Source organism: Paenibacillus oralis, from assembly GCF_003863965.1.
In the GTDB taxonomy this organism is placed as follows: domain Bacteria; phylum Bacillota; class Bacilli; order Paenibacillales; family Paenibacillaceae; genus Fontibacillus; species Fontibacillus oralis.
The window spans coordinates 1,560,702-1,576,688 of record NZ_RRCN01000001.1 but is presented as its reverse complement, the minus strand read 5'-3'; the positions used below and the strand labels follow the sequence as shown (position 1 = coordinate 1,576,688).

The following is a 15,987-nucleotide window of genomic DNA, read 5'->3' as shown; positions in this document are numbered from 1 at the left end:
ATACGGCCTAAACCAGTCGAGAAAGCGAACTACCTGGTATGATGCGGGAGGGTTATTGTATATGCCTATGCTTCAATAGCACTGATATATAAAAAGCTTCTTTTTCTACAATTAGCTCTGTATGGACCACACTATAATTATTCCCTTCCATTGTTATTCCGTTTACTAATTTTGTAAGACGAAGAAACTCTCCAATTTCGCTAACATAGATATCCGTAGTTGAGTTGTCGGGGAAAATACATTGTACTTTAATGGGACTCATTCCTTTCGTAATGCTCCATGGGCGTCCTTTCGTGGACTTTGAGTTTAATTTAAAAAAAGGAGGACAATCTAATTATATCAACAATAATCCCTTTGGGATGTATTTATGTAAAATAAATTCTATAGTATCTTGGAGTGATCAAATGGCTGGTCTATGGTTTGCATAGGGTGATTGCTGTGAGTGATTTGATGAAGATGGTGGGAGAAGGCATTCGGCACTTCCGAAAGCTACGTGGACTAAGCCAGGAGGAACTTGCAAATAAAGCTGAGATACATGAAACTTACATTGGTAAACTGGAGCGTGCCGAAAAAGTATGTTCCGTCGTGGTACTGGCTAAAATTACGAAGGCGCTCAACCTTTCGATGGTGGAGTTCTTTAATTATGTCCAGCCTGTAAGTGGGGAGAAGAGTGAGTCTACACTTGCAGAAATTGTAGACAGGCTCCGAGGCAAAAGTGAAAATGAGCAAAAGAGGGTATTGAAAGTCATTGACGTTATGCTGGACGATCCGTTGAATTGAGAAGAATCGAAAATATACGGTCTTAATAGCGAAAGGAGCTGCCTGCGGCAAGCTCCTTTCGCATTAACTAAACCCCTTTTAAAATCTCTTCCGTTGTGCGAATCCGCCCAATCCTCGGGAAAATAACATCCCGTACATGCTCATGCTCGGACTTAGTAAATCCGGTCATGGCGTCGATCGCGAAAATGATATGATAGCCGTGTTGAAAAGCTTCTCTGGCGGTTGTGTCTACACCGATCCCTGAGGCTATACCGCATAATACGATCGTATTCATATTCCGGCGGCGCAGCTGCAGATCAAGGTCTGTTCCGTGGAAAGCTCCCCATTGCTTTTTGGAGACGATATGGTCGGTTTCGGTCACGCCGAGCTCAGGAACAAATTCATCCCAGCCCTCTTCCAGGTTCAGTTTAGGAGGTGCGGTATCGAGTTTAGGACTAGGCATATCTTTGAAGTCTTTACTGGATACATGCACGAGTGTCACAAAAGCCCCTTTATTGCGAAATTGATTGGCCAGCTTGGCTGAATTGGCAATCACCATTTCGAAAGTGTCAGAAGTGTCGGTGCTGGCAGCGTTTGCGCTTCTGACGGTACTTTCGCTTCGTAGCGTTCTTCATCCAAATCAAACGCTTTGGCTACCCGATCGACTTCAAAGCCTGCCATTGGGTTCGTATCATACCCATGCGCACGAGCTACCAGCATGAATTGCATGGCAAAAAGGTTGCTATCGATTTTTGCAACTTCAACTTTCGTTTCTTGAGGGAGAGCCGGGTACATCGATAGAATGGTTTTAAGTTGGTTGTCCCGTACTTCAGCCGGCATCTTTCCTTGTTCCACTGCCGTATTGTAGATTTCTTCAGCATTTAAATAGCATTGGGTATCACCGAAAATTAACAACATGGCCGATGAAGTGTCGTTTTGTAACGTATTGAACCGCACAAGAGGTCTTAGCTTTTCTTTTCCCTCCGGAGTGTCGACCACGACTACGCGCCAAGGCTGCATATTGGCAGAGGACGGAGCCAAGCTGGCTTCCGAAATCATTTCGTTCATCTCTTCTTTCGATATTTTAAAGTTCTCATCATAATTACGAACGGAACGTCGTCCCTTGACGATACTGGCGAAATCGTTAGTTTGGATATGGTTGAACATAGAATCTCTCCTTTGGATAACCTTATTTTTTGACATGGCGTACGTCATTCGTTATCCTATTCGCATTATGAACTATAAACTTAGGTTTATAGCAATAGAGGATGAGAGGTCCCATGATGAAAATAAATGACGTTTCAAAATTAACGGGTCTGCCGATATCCACCTTGAGATTCTACGAACGCAAAAACCTCATTCCGGACGTATTTGTTCAAAGAGATGCGAATAATTATCGTATTTACACTAAAGAGATTGTTGAATATCTAAATGATGTGAAGACACTTTTATCCGTGGAGTTTTCTATAGAAGAGTTAAGTTTACTGGTTAATCAAGAACTCCATTTATCCTACGAGGAAAAGAAGAAAATGGTGGAGCAGAAGATCAAAGAAATTGAAGGTATTCAGAAGCAGCTGAGAAAGTCGAAAAAATTCCTGAAGGCTATCTTGGAAGGGAAAGCGAATTTCCAAACCATGTGTTAAGGACAGATTGCTGGCTAATGTAAATGAATTAAGTGAGCCGCTTCCGGTTTTACGAAGTGCGAGCAAGAGCAGAGAATGTTCGGCTTGAAGCTGATTCTGTTGGGGATTGAGCAGGTGATAAAGGAGGAGAACCGTAACATACATCACTGAAAAATAGGTAACTGATTAAGTAAAATAAGAAGCGTAACCAGTTGCTTATTTGCAAGGAGGTTTAGAGCTATGAATCAAGAGGAGAAGCAAGCATTCATTTTTGCTACTATGCTGACACTAGCGAATCGGATGCAAATTGTAGGGGATAAATTAGATAAAAACATCACCTTAAAGCAATGGCTCCTTATCGCCATCATTTTAAAGAATGGAAACCCATCTCCCACACTAGGTGAAGTTGCGGGCATCTTCGGTTGTTCCAGACAAAACATAAAGAAACTTGCCATTATTCTTGAGAAGCAGGGGTTTGTCACCCTTAAGAGAGATGAAAAGGATGCGAGAGTGGTTCGGTTTCAGTTGACATCCAAGTGTGACGCTTATTTTAAGGAACGAGAAGATCTTGAAAATGAGTTTATACAAGATTTATTTCATCATTTTGACGAGAAGTTAACGAACGGTTTATTTTACGGCATTCAACAGTTAGCGGACAATCTGGGACGAATAGAGGAGAATTACCGATTAAAGGGGAGCTAAAGGATATGAGAATAAGGAGAGGAGTACGAAAACCCATGTTGATCGGATTGTCCTTACTGGCTTTAATAGTTGTTGCCGTCGTCGTTTATTTTATTATTCCGTATTCGCCCCTGAAGGCGAAATTTAATCGAGATGTCAAGGAGCGCATAGAGCGTTCGAGCCAAGTGACAGGGGTGCTTACATATGAAGAAGTCGAATATTTACCCCTTCCTGTAAAGAGATATTTAGAGACCTGTGGTTATATGGGCAAACCGAAGAGTTCACACATGAAAATCAGTTTTAAAGATGCGGATTTTAAGCTATCGCGGGAAAAGCAAATGATCAAAATTGATTACTCGCAGGTTAATTTTGTGCAGAAACCAGATCGAGTTGCATTCATCGATACACGGATGTACGGAATTCCATTTCAAGGATATGACTCTCTTCTGGACGGTGCAGGAGGCATGAAAGGTGTTCTGGCCAAAGGGATTACCTTGTTCAACGAAACGGGAGGGGATATGGATCAGGCGTGCTTGGTGACCTTTTTATCCGAATCGTTATTGATTCCTGATGCTGCTTTGCAAAACTACATTACCTGGAAAGAGGTGGACAATACACACGTAAAAGCAATCATTACTTATGATGGCATAGAAGCTAGCGGTTTATTTACTTTCAGCGAAACCGGGGAATTACTCTCGTTTTCAACGGATGATCGGACTTATACTTCGATGAATGGCGATCGACAGCAAGTGAAGTGGACGGCATTATTTAGCGACTACCAAACTAAGGATGGCCGTAAGCAACCCTCTCGTTTACAGGCGATTTGGCATGTTCCAGAAGGCGACATGATGTACTTTGATGGTCGTGATTTTCGAATCGACAGATTATTGTAATAAATATATAGTATATATAAAAAAGTAACCAATGAGCTGCCGAGGTGGCTCATTAGTTACTTTATGCAGAATATAGCTGCCCGTTCCGAAAGGGAGCCTTTAAAGTCCCTTAAGAGGCGATACGGGGGAACCGCACCCTAGTGTGCAGGCGAAGGCAGGCCGTTATATTTTTCAAAAAGGCACCCCAACCTTATAATTGTTATATATATTCTATAGCGGCACCGACTAGGAGGACGGCATGCAATTTCAGCCAATCTATTATAATGGCAAATTGTTTCTACCGAAGATCGAATTAAATATAACATCGAACCAATCGATGGGCATTATCACGGACTTGAAGCGAAAGCAGCTTATCATGAATCAATTAACGGATCATTCCCAATATTATTTATATCGAGCCGGGCAAAGCGAGTATATGCGTTTAACAGTGGAAGAGCTGATCACTTTTTTAATCAAAGTAACGGAGCGGAATGAGCGTGTCGCTTTGTTAATGGATTATTTTGCTTTAAAAGAAGAACGAAAGGTAAAAATCAAGGATCTAAGCTCATCGAAAAGGATGTATGTGACCTTGCTGCGTGCCTTTTTTGCGTATCAGCCTACCCTTGTATTGGAGGAGCCCTATTTTTACTTGGAAGAAGAAGATCGCCGTCAATTTAAACGGATTTTAGATGATCTTTCGAAAGAAAAGCAGATTTTAATTTTAACTTCGAACTTAGAGGATGCCATGATTTCCTGTGATGCCATTTATCGATTGAACGAATTCGGACTTCATCCATTGGATATTCGGGACTCGGAAGAGGATAAGCAGGAAGTGCAGGAACAAGATCGGGCCAATATCACCTTGCAGAAGATTTATACGAAAAGAAATGACAAAGTGATTTTATTTGATCCGCCTGAAGTCGATTACATAGAAAGTATGGATGGTTCGATCCTTGTTCATGTGGGTGGAGAAAATTATGTCTGTGCTTTGACGCTCACCGAGCTCGAGCAGAGGTTGTTGAATTTTGGATTTTTCAGGTGTCATCGATCCTACATCGTTAATCTGCAAAAAGTAAGAGAGATTATTACATGGACGAAGAATAGCTACAGCTTGCGGTTAAATACAGGTAAAGATGCCGTGGTTCCGTTATCCCGATCAAAATTGCATGAATTAAAAGCACTTCTTAAGATTTAAAATGTTTGCGAAGCAAACATAACTTCGTAAGCGTATGCTATTTCCGGGGCAATATCGAACAGGTCAAGCATTCCATGGTACCATTCAGGCGATAACAGCTGCATTTCGGCGGGTTTTGATGGCTGGAAGCAGGCAATCTTTATATGCTTAAGGCATCAACTCTAAGGAAGTGGTGTTCATGGATGTGATCCAAGTAGAACATATTCGAAAGAGATTTGGGAATAAGGATGCGTTATCAGACGTGTCCTTTTCCATTCCGACAGGAGAAATTTTTGGTTTCCTGGGTCCGAGTGGTTCGGGAAAAACGACATTAATCAAGATTTTAACGGCACAATTAAATCCGACAAGCGGACAGGCCAGGGTGTTTAACCAGCCGGCAGAGATGATGCAGCATTCAACACAGAAGATGCGCTTTGGCATTTTGACGGATAACAGCGGTCTATATGAGAGATTATCGATTGAGGAAAATCTGGACCTGTACCGTAAGTTATATGATCTTCCTAAATCTTCGATCGATAAGGTACTGCAGTTTGTAAACCTAAGCGGAGAACGCAAAAAGAAAGTCAACCGCTTATCGAAAGGGATGCGTCAGCGTGTCATGTTGGCATGCGCGATTATCCATGAGCCGGAATTATTATTTTTGGATGAACCTACTTCGGCTTTGGATCCAGTAAACTCAGCACATATTTATAAGGGCTTGCGCTGTTTAAATGAGAAAGGGACAACGATTTTTTTAACTACGCATGATATGGCTGAGGCGGAATTGATATGTAACCGTGTAGCGATTTTGTATCAAGGACAAATCCAAACCATCGGCTCACCTAAGGAACTTAAAAAACAGCATCGGGAAAACGTAGTTTGTGTTGACTTAATCAATGGGGAAGCCCACGAGCTCCCGATCGATGAGGGAACGGCCGATCAAATCGCGGATTGGATGAGACGGGGGCTAATTGACCGGATAGAAACGAAAGAGCCAAGTCTGGGTGATATCTTTATTAAAATGACAGGAAGTGAGTTACTATGAGTATCTCATTAAAACGTGCCGGGGCGATATTTGTGAAGGATTACAAAGAGTTTTCACGCAATTATGCGGTCTCTATTATGCTAGTTTTTCCAATTATCTTCGCATTTCTCTTCCGAGGTGTAGGCCCGTTACTGCCCGGAGCTATCGGTTTTGTTCTAAATTTTTCGTTTGTGTTACTAACGAGTTTTGCACAAGCATGCTTGATTGCGGAAGAAAAGGAGCGTAACACCTTACGATCATTAATGATGACTCCAGCCACAACCATAGATGTTCTAATAGGTAAAAGTGCTTTAGTCTTTGTCATGTCTGCTGTTGTACTGGCTATTGCTACGTATATAATGGGCTATAAACCAGTGAGTATAGGGGCGTTTGTGACAGCAATTATTTTTTCAATAATTTTATACACCGCTGCAGGTACGATATGCGGTTTATTCTCCAAGACGTTACTTGATGCGTCTCTATCTATAATTGCTTTATCGATAGTATTCACCGGGGTACCCTATGGAGGAATGTTACTGGCAGGTGATTATCCAATTTTCAAAGTTATGGAGTATGCGCCAAACATTCAACTTGTGCGTTTGCTGGATATACCCCATGTAGGCTTTACGATGAGAGATTTATTAAAACCCCTTGTCATTATTCTGGCCTGGACGGTTGTAATGACGATTGTGTCTATTGTTTTGTATCAACGACGGTTAAAGGACGAGTAGGAAGAAGGGGGCAAATTCCGATGAATTTAGCCGTCAAGTTGATGCGGGAATGGAAAGACCGCGATAACCGGCTTAAGCTGAGAGGCTATCGGGACAAAGTGGAGCTCGTCAGGAAGCGGAATTTGGAAGCATGGGATGAAAAGCAGTTGCAGGCGGAATCTCTCCGGCTGAAAAAGGAAGCAAAAGCGGGTGCGCCTTTGGACGAGCTGCTTATCGATGCCTATGCGCTAGTTTGCGAGGCAGCAAAGAGAAAGCTCGGATTACAGCCTTACGATGTCCAGATCATGGCTGCTATCGCTCTGCATGAGAGATTTTTGATCGAGCAGCATACCGGTGAAGGAAAAACGCTCTCTGCGGTTATGCCTGCTTATCTAAATGCGCTGACCGGCGAAGGCGTGCATGTGCTGACTTTTAACGATTATTTGGCAAATCGGGATGCGGAGTGGATGGGCCCGATCTATCGTTTCCTTGGGTTAACGGTAAAATCGGTTCAAGCGGGCATGAGCTTGTCCGCGAAACGGGAAGCGTACGCCGCGGATATCACCTATGTTACGGCCAAAGAGGCGGGATTCGATTATTTGCGCGACACGATCGCATTGGACGAAGCCGATACCGTACATCGTACTTTCCATTACGTCATCGTCGACGAAGCGGATTCGCTGCTTCTCGACGAAGCGCGGGTACCGCTGGTCATTGCCGGCGAGCCGGGCTCTTCCAAGAGCGACGGCATTCGTTTTGCAGAAGTGGCCAGGCAGCTTAAGCAAGATGTGCATTACGACTTCGACGAGTTCCAGCGGAATGTTTATTTGAATGAAGTGGGCGCTGCGAAAGCGGAAGAGCTACTGGGATGCGGCAATTTGTACGATAACGATAATAGTCATTTGTTAATGTCGTTAAATTGCGCGCTGCATGCGGAATTGTTATTGAAAAAAGACGTCGATTACATCGTCCGGGACGGTCAAATCGAGCTGATTGACGAATATACCGGCCGGGTGGCGGAGAACAGGCATTTGCCGGAGGGGCTGCAAGCCGCGCTTGCGGCCAAAGAAGGGCTGCAACTGAAGGCCGGAGGGAAAATTCTCGGTACGATCACCCTTCAACACTTCCTTAGCCTATATCCGAAGATTTGCGGAATGACGGCGACCGCGCAAGCTTCCGCAATGGAATTCGAAGCTATTTATGCACTGCAGGTCGTGCAAATCCCGCCGAACCGGCCAAACATACGGATCGACCATCCGCACCGGATTTATACCCATAAAGAAGCCAAATTTAAGGCGCTTGTACAAGAAATCTTGTCCGTCCATAGGGCGGGACGCCCAATTCTCATTGGTACGTCAAGCGTCGAGGAGTCTGACATGCTGGCGGAGGCGCTAGCGGCACGCGGCATACCTTGCCAGGTTCTGAATGCGAAAAACGACGCAAAAGAAGCCGAGCTCATCGCCAAAGCGGGAGAAATCGGCGCCGTAACGGTGTCTACGAATATGGCGGGACGCGGCGTCGACATTCGGCTCGGCGGCGGAAACCCTACGCAAGCGGAAGTTGTCGCCAAGCTGGGCGGGTTGTACGTGATTGGTACGCATATGCACCAAAGCGTGCGGATCGACAACCAGCTGCGCGGGCGGTCCGGCCGCCAAGGTGACCCGGGAGCTTCCGTATTTTTCGTAAGCTTGGAGGACGAGTTGTTGCTTCAGTTCGGCATCGATAAAGCGATTCGCGCTCCTAGGCAGGATGAGGCCCTCGAAGAGCCGGTGCTCCGCAGAAAAATCGAGCATATTCAGCGCGTTATTATGGGCCAAAACTTCGATATCCAACAGGAGCTGAACTGTTATTCGGATATGGTGGAGGAACAGAGGCGCATGTTATACGAGGAGCGGCTCGGCATTTTGAAGGGCGAGACGCCGATGAGTCCTTCGGAGCGGCGGGTACGGCTTTATTATATCGACAAGTTCTGGGCTGACCATCTGGCATACGTTTCTTACATTCGCGAAGGCATCCATTTGACGAGCCTTGTTAACCGCAATCCGATCGACGAATTTCATACGCAAATCATCCAAGCCTACGAGCAAATTCCGGCTAAAATAAATAGAGAGACGGCGAATATGCTCGCAAAGCTCGGAGGTTCAAATGATCCGGCGATATGGGAAAAGTTCGGGCTGAAGAACCCTACTTCCACTCGGACTTATATCATCAACGATCAATACAAGGAGTACTTGCAGAATCCCAGTTCATGGAGCCCAGGGACGATAATCGCTTATTGGATGCGTAAGATTTTGAGACCGGTATTCGGGTGGTCAAAATTTTAAGCGGAACGAATACGACCAAAAGGTCGAGTACGGGTATAAATGTAACCCCTAACTCGACCTTTTTCGATTCTAATGGCCGCCTCACTGGTAGTAAAAACCTATTTATGGGAAAACCTCTTTTGTACACAAATCATCGGCTAGTGAAGTACGCCTCCCTGTCGATATCCGGAAGAAGCCGATTCTGGAAATAACATTAGCATGATGGCAAGTGAAGACTTGAGAAAACGGAAAAATAGTCTATTGAAAATCCCGGGTGACAACATAAAGGAAAAAAAGAGCGCTATTTCAGCCGATGTCCCCCATGGTGCCTAATCTAATTGTCTACCGCTTCGTCGGGCCTCTGAGACAATCCGCTTCCGCTGCAAATGGAGTCGCGGCTATCCTTGCCAATCGCGGGCCGCTGCTCTTTGACTTGCTTCAATGCGGCGACGATCAAAAAGCTGATGATGACGAGGAGAAGCCAGGAACTGATCTTGCCGACATGGACAAGATGCCAGGCGTCGGATTGATCCGGGTATTTCCACGCGCTAAAGAAGGTGGCGACATTCTCCGCAATCCAAATAAAGAAGCCGATCAGCACGAAGGAGAGAGTTAGCGGCATCCGGTAGCGGTGGCGCCCAACCTCATAGGTCACCCAGGTTCGCCAAAATACGATCAGCACCAACGCCGACATCCACCAGCGAACGTCGATCCAATAATGGTGGGTGAAGAAATTCAGATAGATGGAAGCGGCGAGCGGGATGACCAGCCAGAGCGGCGGAAAGCGAACCAGATCAACCTTCAGACGCCGCCAGGCCTGACACAGGTAGCTGGCCACGCTGGCATACATGAATCCGCTGTAGAGGGGGACCCCGTTCACCTTCGTCCAGCCTTCTTCCGGGTAAGACCAGGACCCCATGTGAACCTTGAACATTTCCAGAGCCAAACCGATCAGGTGGAAGACGGTGATCACCTTCAGTTCGTCGCGGGTTTCAAGTCCGGAACGCAGCATCCATACTTGCATGGTTAAGCAGATGATCAGCAGCCAATCGTACCGGTGCAGCCAGGGAAGGGGAATGAACTGCGTCAGAGCCAGCGAAGCAAAGATGACCACGGGAAATACGCAGGACAAAGCTTGCTGCCAGCCGAAGCGGACCAACTGCTGCAGGGCATGCCATAAGCGGTTTTTCATAAGTGTCTCCCCCATCTATCCATTTGATTCTTTAGTCTCTTCATCGTTTCTATATTCCAAAATATCTCCAGGCTGACAATCCAAAGCCTTGCAAATCGCCTCTAACGTGGAAAATCGAATCGCTTTGGCTTTCCCATTTTTCAATACGGAAAGATTTGCCATCGTGATGCCGACCTTTTCCGAAAGTTCCGTGACGCTCATTTTCCTTTTCGCCAGCATCACGTCAATATTGATGATCACGGCCACGTTATTCACCTCAGATCGTTAAATCGTTTTCCGATTTTATGTCGATGGCATTTCTTAATAGCTTTTGAAGCACAGCCGCAAAGACGGCAATCACGATGGACGCAAAAACAATGACCAATCCGAGCGCGGCGAGCCCCGGGGCGTCGTCTTTCTCCGCGATGATATAAAGAATCGGCAGAATTGCCGCATACAAGATGCTGATGGAGATTGCACAATTTCTAATATTTTTTAAAGCCTTCACCGACGATTCCGAGAAAGCGATGTTCTTGTCGATATAACTTAAAAGCTTCAACGTCTGATACAGCGCAAAGAAAAACGGGATCGCCGCTCCATACACACCAATTAGAATAGGCAAGTAAACCATCGCGGGGTAATATTCAATCAATTCCTTGGCGATCCCGGGCACCCCAACCAGGCACGAAGCCAATACCACAATGCCCATCAGGAAAACAACAGCTTTTAAAAACAGCGTTGAACCTTGTTCGCGTTTCATAAAAAGCACCTCACATAGTTAATGTCGACTTAAATTTAACATGTAATTTATCGTTTTACAATAAATTTTTATCAACTTATATGATATACATATCGTTTGGCGCTATATTGTCTTGGTGGCTATAGCTCTAAAGGGGATGCGATTAGTTGATATTTAATCAAAGTTTAATAACAAGACGCGATTATAGGCACCCCAAGGGTTTGCTCTCCCTGTGGTAAGTGTTGGTTAAAATAAATATGTTATGGTTTTCGTGGGGCCCCAATCCCACTAATCAAGGAGGACATTATGAAAATCCATAACGAATTCAAGATAAGCCGGATCGGCAAAAAAATGCAGGGAGTCGGACTCTGCCTTTCAATCGTCTTTTCCGGGAGCGTGGCGTTAACGAGCCAGCCTGCCCAAGCTGCGGCGGCTTCGTCCAACACATCCATTGCAGATAATATTGCCGCCACAGGCGAACAATTTATGGGCGTTCCTTATCGCTTCGGAGCCAAATCGGGAAGAACCGATGCGTTTGATTGCTCCTCTTTTGTTCAATATGTGTACAAGCAAAACGGCATCAACCTTCCGCGTTCGTCGAGACAACAGGCGAAGGTAGGTACCCCGGTGTCCAAAGATCAACTGCAACCAGGCGATTTGGTCTTCTCGGATACGAATCGGGACGGCGTCATTAATCACGTAAGTATTTACATCGGGAACGGCCAATTGCTGCACACGTATCGGGTTGGCATCGGTGTTACGATTTCCAAATTCGCGGGCAGCGCCTGGGATCGGACGTTTGTGACGGCTCGCCGCGTTCTTCCTAACAACGGATAAGCTCCTGCAGCATCCTGCACCGGGAATGCCCAGACAAATGTCCGCTTCTTCTCTTTTTTGACAATCGTTCTACTGCCCAATTCGTTTTGCTTGACAAGATGAAGGACTTTATGCAATGTTACTGATGTCGAGCAGGCAAAAAGAACGCGAAAAGCGAGAAAAGGTGAACCCTCTGAAAGCGAACCGGATGGAAGCATTTAGCGATGGCGTACTGGCGATTATCATTACAATCATGGTGCTGGAATTCAAAGTGCCTGAAGGCCACGATTGGTATGCGCTAATCGGACTTGGCCCGAAACTTCTTAGTTATATCTTCAGTTTCGTCTATGTCGGCATCTACTGGAACAATCATCATCATCTGCTGCACATGGTTAGAACGATGAATGGGCGGTTGATGTGGCTCAATTTGCTGCTTCTCTTCTGGTTATCTCTTGTGCCGTTCACGACAGCTTGGATGGGAGAAAGCCATTTCGCGGCTACTCCAACGGCGTTGTACGGGATTATTCTGCTGTTAGCGGCGTTCTCATACCGGCTGCTTCAGCGTGCGATTATTAACCAGCACTCCGGTGATTCCTCCTTCGTCTTAGCGATGGGAAGAGACTGGAAGGTGAAGTTATCTCCTTTGCTCTACTTGGCCGCAGTTTTGACTGCGTATGTGAGTACTTGGATATCCGGCTTCTTTTTCGTGCTCGTTGCCGTTATCTGGTTCTTGCCGGATAAGCGAATCGAACATGCCCTGAGAAGCCGCTAAGAAAAGCTCTTCGATTCTCGCGTACAGGCGGACTCGAAGAGCTTTTTTGGCTATAAGAAATCTTCCAAGATCGCTCTTAGCCCGTCCGGATCCTTCATCATCGGCAGATGCCCGGTTTCCAGGCTGCGAACCGATTGCGGGGAAAGGTTTGAGATCATTTGATCTTGCAAGGACAGACCGAGTTCTTTATCCTGGGTTAGCTTCACATATAGTTTTGGTACATCCGGAACGGACACGTGGATTCGATCGGTATATACGCGTACGGCCTCGGGGGTAAATCCTCGGGCGATTTTCGCGGCTTGATCCGGTGAGAGATCGCTGCATAACCCCGCCCGGATGGCGGACTCCGGAGGTTTCGTACCTATGGTTCGGAGGATCGCCGACATGATTATTTTTTGGGGAAATGGCATTACGGACAAAAATGAACCGCCATTCTTGGGAATTACCGCCCCAACTGCGATAAAGCCCGCCAAACGATCGCTCAGTTCGGAAGCAAGCTTGAGCGCAAGAACTCCCCCAAGTGAATGCGCCACGATCACGAATTTGCGAACCCCCCATTCATCCACTTGTTTTTTCATATGCGTCACATAATCTTCCAAGGAAAGCCGGCGCCTGGATTCAACCGGACTATTCCTTAGAGGGTACTCAACAAGTAAACAAGGATGTTCCATTCCCTCCACAACTCTACTCCAAATTTGGCTGTCCAAGCCTGCTCCAGAGACGAATACCAAGCCGGTCTTTTCTTGCGGATTCTTGTGCATTTTAATTATGCTCCCCTCTTAAGGTTGTCAGTTCGGATAACTTATGGGATGATAATATCATTTAAACAAGACAATTTATGTCTTATTTGCGGAAATGAGGGAGAGCCATTGCAAAAGTCACAGCGTCTCATCCAATTGATTATGCGGATCAACGCCAAACGATCCTTTACCGTCAGGGAGCTGGCCGATGAATTCGGGCTGTCCACGCGGACGATAACGAGGGATCTGCAGGAACTCAGCGAACTCGGCATTCCCATTTATTCCGTTCAAGGAAGGGGAGGAGGGTACAAGCTTCTTCAAGAAAGGCTTTTGCCGCCCATCAGCTTTACCGAAGGTGAAGCGCTCGCCATGTTTTTTGCGTGTCAGACGATGGATTATTTCGGTTCCTTGCCTTTTGGCGAGGGGGCCGATTCTGCGCTTCATAAGTTTTATCATTACTTGCCCGCCGATATTAAAGAGCAGATCGACCGGCTCAAGAACCGGATCATGTTCTGGAGTCCCTATCGCCCGATGTCTGCGGAGATTCTTCAAACCCTGCTGCAAGCCATTATGATTCGCAGTGTAGTTACCGTAAAATACAAATCCAGCGGCGGAGTGTCGGAGCGGAATATTCAGCCCATCGGCCTCTATGCCAGTTCCGGCTATTGGTATTGTCCCGCGTACTGCTTCCATAGAGAAGACATCAGGCAGTTCAGGGCCGATCGAATCCTCTCCGCTGCGCTGAACGAAACGATTCCTTGCCGGGAAGATATAAGCCCCATGACCTTATTGGATAAGCCCAATAAAGACCATCTGGAACAGACGATCCTTCAACTGGAGATGACGAAAAAAGGAGTGTGGCTGCTGGAGTCCAACCCCCGGTTTGCTCCATTTATCCAGCAGAACGAAGACGGCAGTGGAATGGCAGCCGTTAAAATAGCGGCGGAGGACTTGAATTTTTACGTGGACTTGATCTGGCAGTTGGGAGGAGAGGTCAAACTCGCAGCACCTGCGGAGGGAATTGCCTACATGAACCAAAAAATCGAATCCATGCGATTACTTTATCAAACGGGCCTTTCATAAAAAAAGCGCCAGACAGAAAAAATATACTGTCTGGCGCATTAGCAAAGTAATTACTCTTTGCGTATACACTTACAATTCAGAATCTACACTTTGTAAATTACCTGCATTAAGCGTTGTTGTATCCAACTCTTGATCTCCCTCACTATTCGGCATTTGTGTTGGCTTTGATATTTCTAAGCTCATTGTCGTGTTCATTCCATTAACATTAATGGTAATCATCAAAACCCTAGAACCATCTGCTTTAACTACTACTTTAGAATCAGTAGTTGACTCAGTTGCCCCATTCGTTTTATTGTACACACCGCTATTGTCCAACCCGTTTAATTTCTCTTCAGGTATGTATGTATCAAGCTTCGGGGCATTTTTCATTACAGTATCTAAAATATTTTTAAAGTCAGACATTTCTTTCCTTTTATATATTCGCTCAATTCCGTTACCTACCGTATTACTAATCCTGTAAATATTCATAGCGCCTCCCTCTAAAAAGCGGTGTTTCCTTATTTTCCCTACTACTTTTTTACATTAGTACTAAATTGTACTTCTTGCAAGCATATATTTAACAATTAGTAATGAAGCGAAAAACCGCGTCTCCATTGTGAATCGTGCTTAACACAACGGAGACGCGGTTCATTTTAAGCCTTTAAAATTCTCTCTTATGCGGATTAATCCTCTTTCGAGTGCCGCTTTTTATAACTCAACTTTCACAGTAAAAAAATTGGCAAACAAGTCTTGATTTAGCTGGGTAAAGCAGCAATCCATTGCCGGAGTTGACGCTGAATCAGAGGCGGACAGTGTCTTTCCTAAATTGGGCAAGCAACTCGACCGCTTTGCTACGATTCTGCTTAAACATGGAAGCATAGAAGCGTCAACGATGAAGAGGGCGTCACGATCCGCCGAGGTCAGCACATCTACCTTTTGCACTGTAGCCGTTTCGGGCATTTTCACAAATCGACGCCAGGTGAGGTGGCTGTCTAAAGGGTTCGTGTCTTCATGTCTTCGTGTCTTCGTGTCTTCGTGTCCCTGCCTGCAGCCTTTGCACGATTATCCCTTTCGTTAAGGGAGCAGGGGGTGTGGGCTAGAGCAAGAGTTCCAAAAAAAGAGAGAAGAAAAAGAGATGGGGGAAAAAATGAGGCCGTTCAGGTGAGATGTTCGACTTGAAAAGGGAACGTGTGTTTGGTATGATGAAATAAACAGAACACACGTTCGCAAACTCTTGATTCGGGGGCGAGTAAACATGGGGGTCAATGCGGGAACGGAACTCCAACCATTCACCAGCCGTTATAACAGCGAGCAGGCCTGCATGGAGGCGGTGATCGCGATGAAGTGGCCGAACGGCTTCGTCTGCCCGCGCTGCGCTCATACCCGGTGCAGCCGTCTGACTTCCCGGCATATCCCCTTGTTCGAGTGCGGAAAGTGCAAGCATCAAACGTCGGCTTTGGTCGGCACGATTTTTGAAGGAACGCATCTGCCCCTGCTCAAGTGGTTCAATGCGCTGGAGTTGTTCTTGCTTGAGGACGGCAT

The 15,987-nt window shown here is 45.9% G+C and carries 19 protein-coding genes and 1 pseudogene; 12 read left to right on the top strand and 8 right to left on the bottom strand.

The window, feature by feature from the left end; genetic code table 11:
- Positions 1-438: 438 nt before the first annotated feature.
- Positions 439-780: a helix-turn-helix domain-containing protein gene (locus EHV15_RS07430; RefSeq protein ID WP_128630674.1), complete on the top strand. Its 342-nt coding sequence runs from the start codon at positions 439-441 to the stop codon at positions 778-780.
- Between the two features lie 67 nt (positions 781-847).
- Here the strand turns inward: EHV15_RS07430 and EHV15_RS07425 are convergent, their stop codons facing one another.
- Together EHV15_RS07425 and EHV15_RS07420 are read right to left on the bottom strand one after the other, a co-directional pair.
- Positions 848-1,318 carry an isochorismatase family protein gene (locus EHV15_RS07425; protein WP_128630673.1) on the bottom strand — a complete coding sequence of 157 codons (471 nt, stop codon included), beginning with the start codon at positions 1,316-1,318 and terminating at the stop codon, positions 848-850.
- The gene (locus tag EHV15_RS07420; RefSeq protein ID WP_128630672.1) at positions 1,312-1,926 is read right to left on the bottom strand and encodes a nitroreductase family protein; all 615 of its coding nucleotides are present in this window, start codon (positions 1,924-1,926) and stop codon (positions 1,312-1,314) included. Before EHV15_RS07420 ends, EHV15_RS07425 begins: the two co-directional genes overlap by 7 nt.
- 113 nt (positions 1,927-2,039) lie before the next feature.
- Here EHV15_RS07420 and EHV15_RS07415 point away from each other — a divergent pair, with 113 nt between their 5' ends.
- The 7 genes from EHV15_RS07415 to EHV15_RS07385 all read left to right on the top strand — a co-directional run bounded on the left by EHV15_RS07415 (position 2,040) and on the right by EHV15_RS07385 (position 9,166).
- On the top strand, positions 2,040-2,402 hold the full coding sequence (locus EHV15_RS07415) for a MerR family transcriptional regulator (RefSeq protein WP_246061391.1): 363 nt from the start codon (positions 2,040-2,042) through the stop codon (positions 2,400-2,402).
- Between the two features lie 219 nt (positions 2,403-2,621).
- A complete protein-coding gene (locus EHV15_RS07410) occupies positions 2,622-3,083 on the top strand; it encodes a MarR family winged helix-turn-helix transcriptional regulator (protein WP_128630671.1) in 462 nt (153 codons plus the stop codon).
- A 35-nt stretch (positions 3,084-3,118) separates the two neighbouring features.
- Positions 3,119-3,955: a DUF6544 family protein gene (locus EHV15_RS07405; RefSeq protein WP_128630670.1), complete on the top strand. Its 837-nt coding sequence runs from the start codon at positions 3,119-3,121 to the stop codon at positions 3,953-3,955.
- Between the two features lie 238 nt (positions 3,956-4,193).
- Positions 4,194-5,129, top strand: coding sequence for a LytTR family transcriptional regulator DNA-binding domain-containing protein (locus EHV15_RS07400; RefSeq protein ID WP_128630669.1), 936 nt, complete (start codon positions 4,194-4,196; stop codon positions 5,127-5,129).
- A gap of 178 nt (positions 5,130-5,307) precedes the next feature.
- Complete coding sequence (locus EHV15_RS07395) at positions 5,308-6,153, top strand: ABC transporter ATP-binding protein (RefSeq protein WP_128630668.1); 846 nt, start codon at positions 5,308-5,310, stop codon at positions 6,151-6,153.
- Positions 6,150-6,863, top strand: a complete 714-nt coding sequence (locus tag EHV15_RS07390; protein ID WP_128630667.1) for an ABC transporter permease subunit — start codon at positions 6,150-6,152, stop codon at positions 6,861-6,863. The genes EHV15_RS07395 and EHV15_RS07390 overlap by 4 nt, the downstream gene beginning before the upstream one ends.
- 20 nt (positions 6,864-6,883) lie before the next feature.
- Positions 6,884-9,166 (top strand): preprotein translocase subunit SecA, encoded by a 2,283-nt coding sequence (locus tag EHV15_RS07385; protein WP_128630666.1) that lies wholly within the window; start codon positions 6,884-6,886, stop codon positions 9,164-9,166.
- Positions 9,167-9,479: 313 nt separating this feature from the next.
- Here EHV15_RS07385 and EHV15_RS07380 read toward each other — a convergent pair whose 3' ends face one another.
- From EHV15_RS07380 to EHV15_RS07370, 3 genes are read right to left on the bottom strand one after another with little or no spacing between them, the layout of a single operon-like run.
- Positions 9,480-10,337, bottom strand: coding sequence for a DUF817 domain-containing protein (locus EHV15_RS07380; protein WP_128630665.1), 858 nt, complete (start codon positions 10,335-10,337; stop codon positions 9,480-9,482).
- 15 nt (positions 10,338-10,352) lie between these two features.
- Positions 10,353-10,583 carry a helix-turn-helix domain-containing protein gene (locus EHV15_RS07375; RefSeq protein WP_128630664.1) on the bottom strand — a complete coding sequence of 77 codons (231 nt, stop codon included), beginning with the start codon at positions 10,581-10,583 and terminating at the stop codon, positions 10,353-10,355.
- Positions 10,584-10,593: 10 nt separating this feature from the next.
- The gene (locus EHV15_RS07370) at positions 10,594-11,076 is read right to left on the bottom strand and encodes a DUF2975 domain-containing protein (RefSeq protein ID WP_128630663.1); all 483 of its coding nucleotides are present in this window, start codon (positions 11,074-11,076) and stop codon (positions 10,594-10,596) included.
- A gap of 285 nt (positions 11,077-11,361) precedes the next feature.
- Between EHV15_RS07370 and EHV15_RS07365 the strand changes: the two genes are divergently transcribed.
- Positions 11,362-11,892: a C40 family peptidase gene (locus tag EHV15_RS07365; protein WP_246061390.1), complete on the top strand. Its 531-nt coding sequence runs from the start codon at positions 11,362-11,364 to the stop codon at positions 11,890-11,892.
- 172 nt (positions 11,893-12,064) lie between these two features.
- Positions 12,065-12,643 (top strand): TMEM175 family protein, encoded by a 579-nt coding sequence (locus EHV15_RS07360; protein ID WP_128635239.1) that lies wholly within the window; start codon positions 12,065-12,067, stop codon positions 12,641-12,643.
- Positions 12,644-12,693: 50 nt separating this feature from the next.
- On the opposite strand, the gene EHV15_RS07355 is transcribed toward EHV15_RS07360, so the two are convergent.
- Positions 12,694-13,404: an alpha/beta fold hydrolase gene (locus EHV15_RS07355; protein WP_128630662.1), complete on the bottom strand. Its 711-nt coding sequence runs from the start codon at positions 13,402-13,404 to the stop codon at positions 12,694-12,696.
- 108 nt (positions 13,405-13,512) lie between these two features.
- On the opposite strand from EHV15_RS07355, the gene EHV15_RS07350 reads away from it, so the two are divergent.
- Positions 13,513-14,466 (top strand): helix-turn-helix transcriptional regulator, encoded by a 954-nt coding sequence (locus tag EHV15_RS07350; RefSeq protein ID WP_128630661.1) that lies wholly within the window; start codon positions 13,513-13,515, stop codon positions 14,464-14,466.
- Between the two features lie 69 nt (positions 14,467-14,535).
- Here the strand turns inward: EHV15_RS07350 and EHV15_RS07345 are convergent, their stop codons facing one another.
- Together EHV15_RS07345 and EHV15_RS38235 are read right to left on the bottom strand one after the other, a co-directional pair.
- Positions 14,536-14,934: a hypothetical protein gene (locus tag EHV15_RS07345; protein WP_128630660.1), complete on the bottom strand. Its 399-nt coding sequence runs from the start codon at positions 14,932-14,934 to the stop codon at positions 14,536-14,538.
- 331 nt (positions 14,935-15,265) lie between these two features.
- Positions 15,266-15,423 (bottom strand): annotated as a pseudogene (locus tag EHV15_RS38235) (IS4 family transposase); the annotation flags it as partial.
- A gap of 277 nt (positions 15,424-15,700) precedes the next feature.
- Here EHV15_RS38235 and EHV15_RS07340 point away from each other — a divergent pair.
- Positions 15,701-15,987 (top strand): transposase (locus EHV15_RS07340; RefSeq protein WP_148101071.1); only part of this gene is annotated, 287 nt, incomplete at its 3' end.

What these genes read in the sequence shown, in the direction of transcription:
- EHV15_RS07425 (WP_128630673.1), bottom strand. Translation starts at nt 1,318, where the DNA reads ATGGTGATTGCCAATTCAGCCAAGCTGGCCAATCAATTTCGCAATAAA.
- EHV15_RS07420 (WP_128630672.1), bottom strand. Translation starts at nt 1,926, where the DNA reads ATGTTCAACCATATCCAAACTAACGATTTCGCCAGTATCGTCAAGGGA.
- EHV15_RS07415 (WP_246061391.1), top strand. Translation starts at nt 2,040, where the DNA reads ATGATGAAAATAAATGACGTTTCAAAATTAACGGGTCTGCCGATATCC.
- EHV15_RS07410 (WP_128630671.1), top strand. Translation starts at nt 2,622, where the DNA reads ATGAATCAAGAGGAGAAGCAAGCATTCATTTTTGCTACTATGCTGACA.
- EHV15_RS07405 (WP_128630670.1), top strand. Translation starts at nt 3,119, where the DNA reads ATGTTGATCGGATTGTCCTTACTGGCTTTAATAGTTGTTGCCGTCGTC.
- EHV15_RS07400 (WP_128630669.1), top strand. Translation starts at nt 4,194, where the DNA reads ATGCAATTTCAGCCAATCTATTATAATGGCAAATTGTTTCTACCGAAG.
- EHV15_RS07395 (WP_128630668.1), top strand. Translation starts at nt 5,308, where the DNA reads ATGGATGTGATCCAAGTAGAACATATTCGAAAGAGATTTGGGAATAAG.
- EHV15_RS07390 (WP_128630667.1), top strand. Translation starts at nt 6,150, where the DNA reads ATGAGTATCTCATTAAAACGTGCCGGGGCGATATTTGTGAAGGATTAC.
- EHV15_RS07385 (WP_128630666.1), top strand. Translation starts at nt 6,884, where the DNA reads ATGAATTTAGCCGTCAAGTTGATGCGGGAATGGAAAGACCGCGATAAC.
- EHV15_RS07380 (WP_128630665.1), bottom strand. Translation starts at nt 10,337, where the DNA reads ATGAAAAACCGCTTATGGCATGCCCTGCAGCAGTTGGTCCGCTTCGGC.
- EHV15_RS07370 (WP_128630663.1), bottom strand. Translation starts at nt 11,076, where the DNA reads ATGAAACGCGAACAAGGTTCAACGCTGTTTTTAAAAGCTGTTGTTTTC.
- EHV15_RS07365 (WP_246061390.1), top strand. Translation starts at nt 11,362, where the DNA reads ATGAAAATCCATAACGAATTCAAGATAAGCCGGATCGGCAAAAAAATG.
- EHV15_RS07355 (WP_128630662.1), bottom strand. Translation starts at nt 13,404, where the DNA reads ATGCACAAGAATCCGCAAGAAAAGACCGGCTTGGTATTCGTCTCTGGA.
- EHV15_RS07345 (WP_128630660.1), bottom strand. Translation starts at nt 14,934, where the DNA reads ATGAATATTTACAGGATTAGTAATACGGTAGGTAACGGAATTGAGCGA.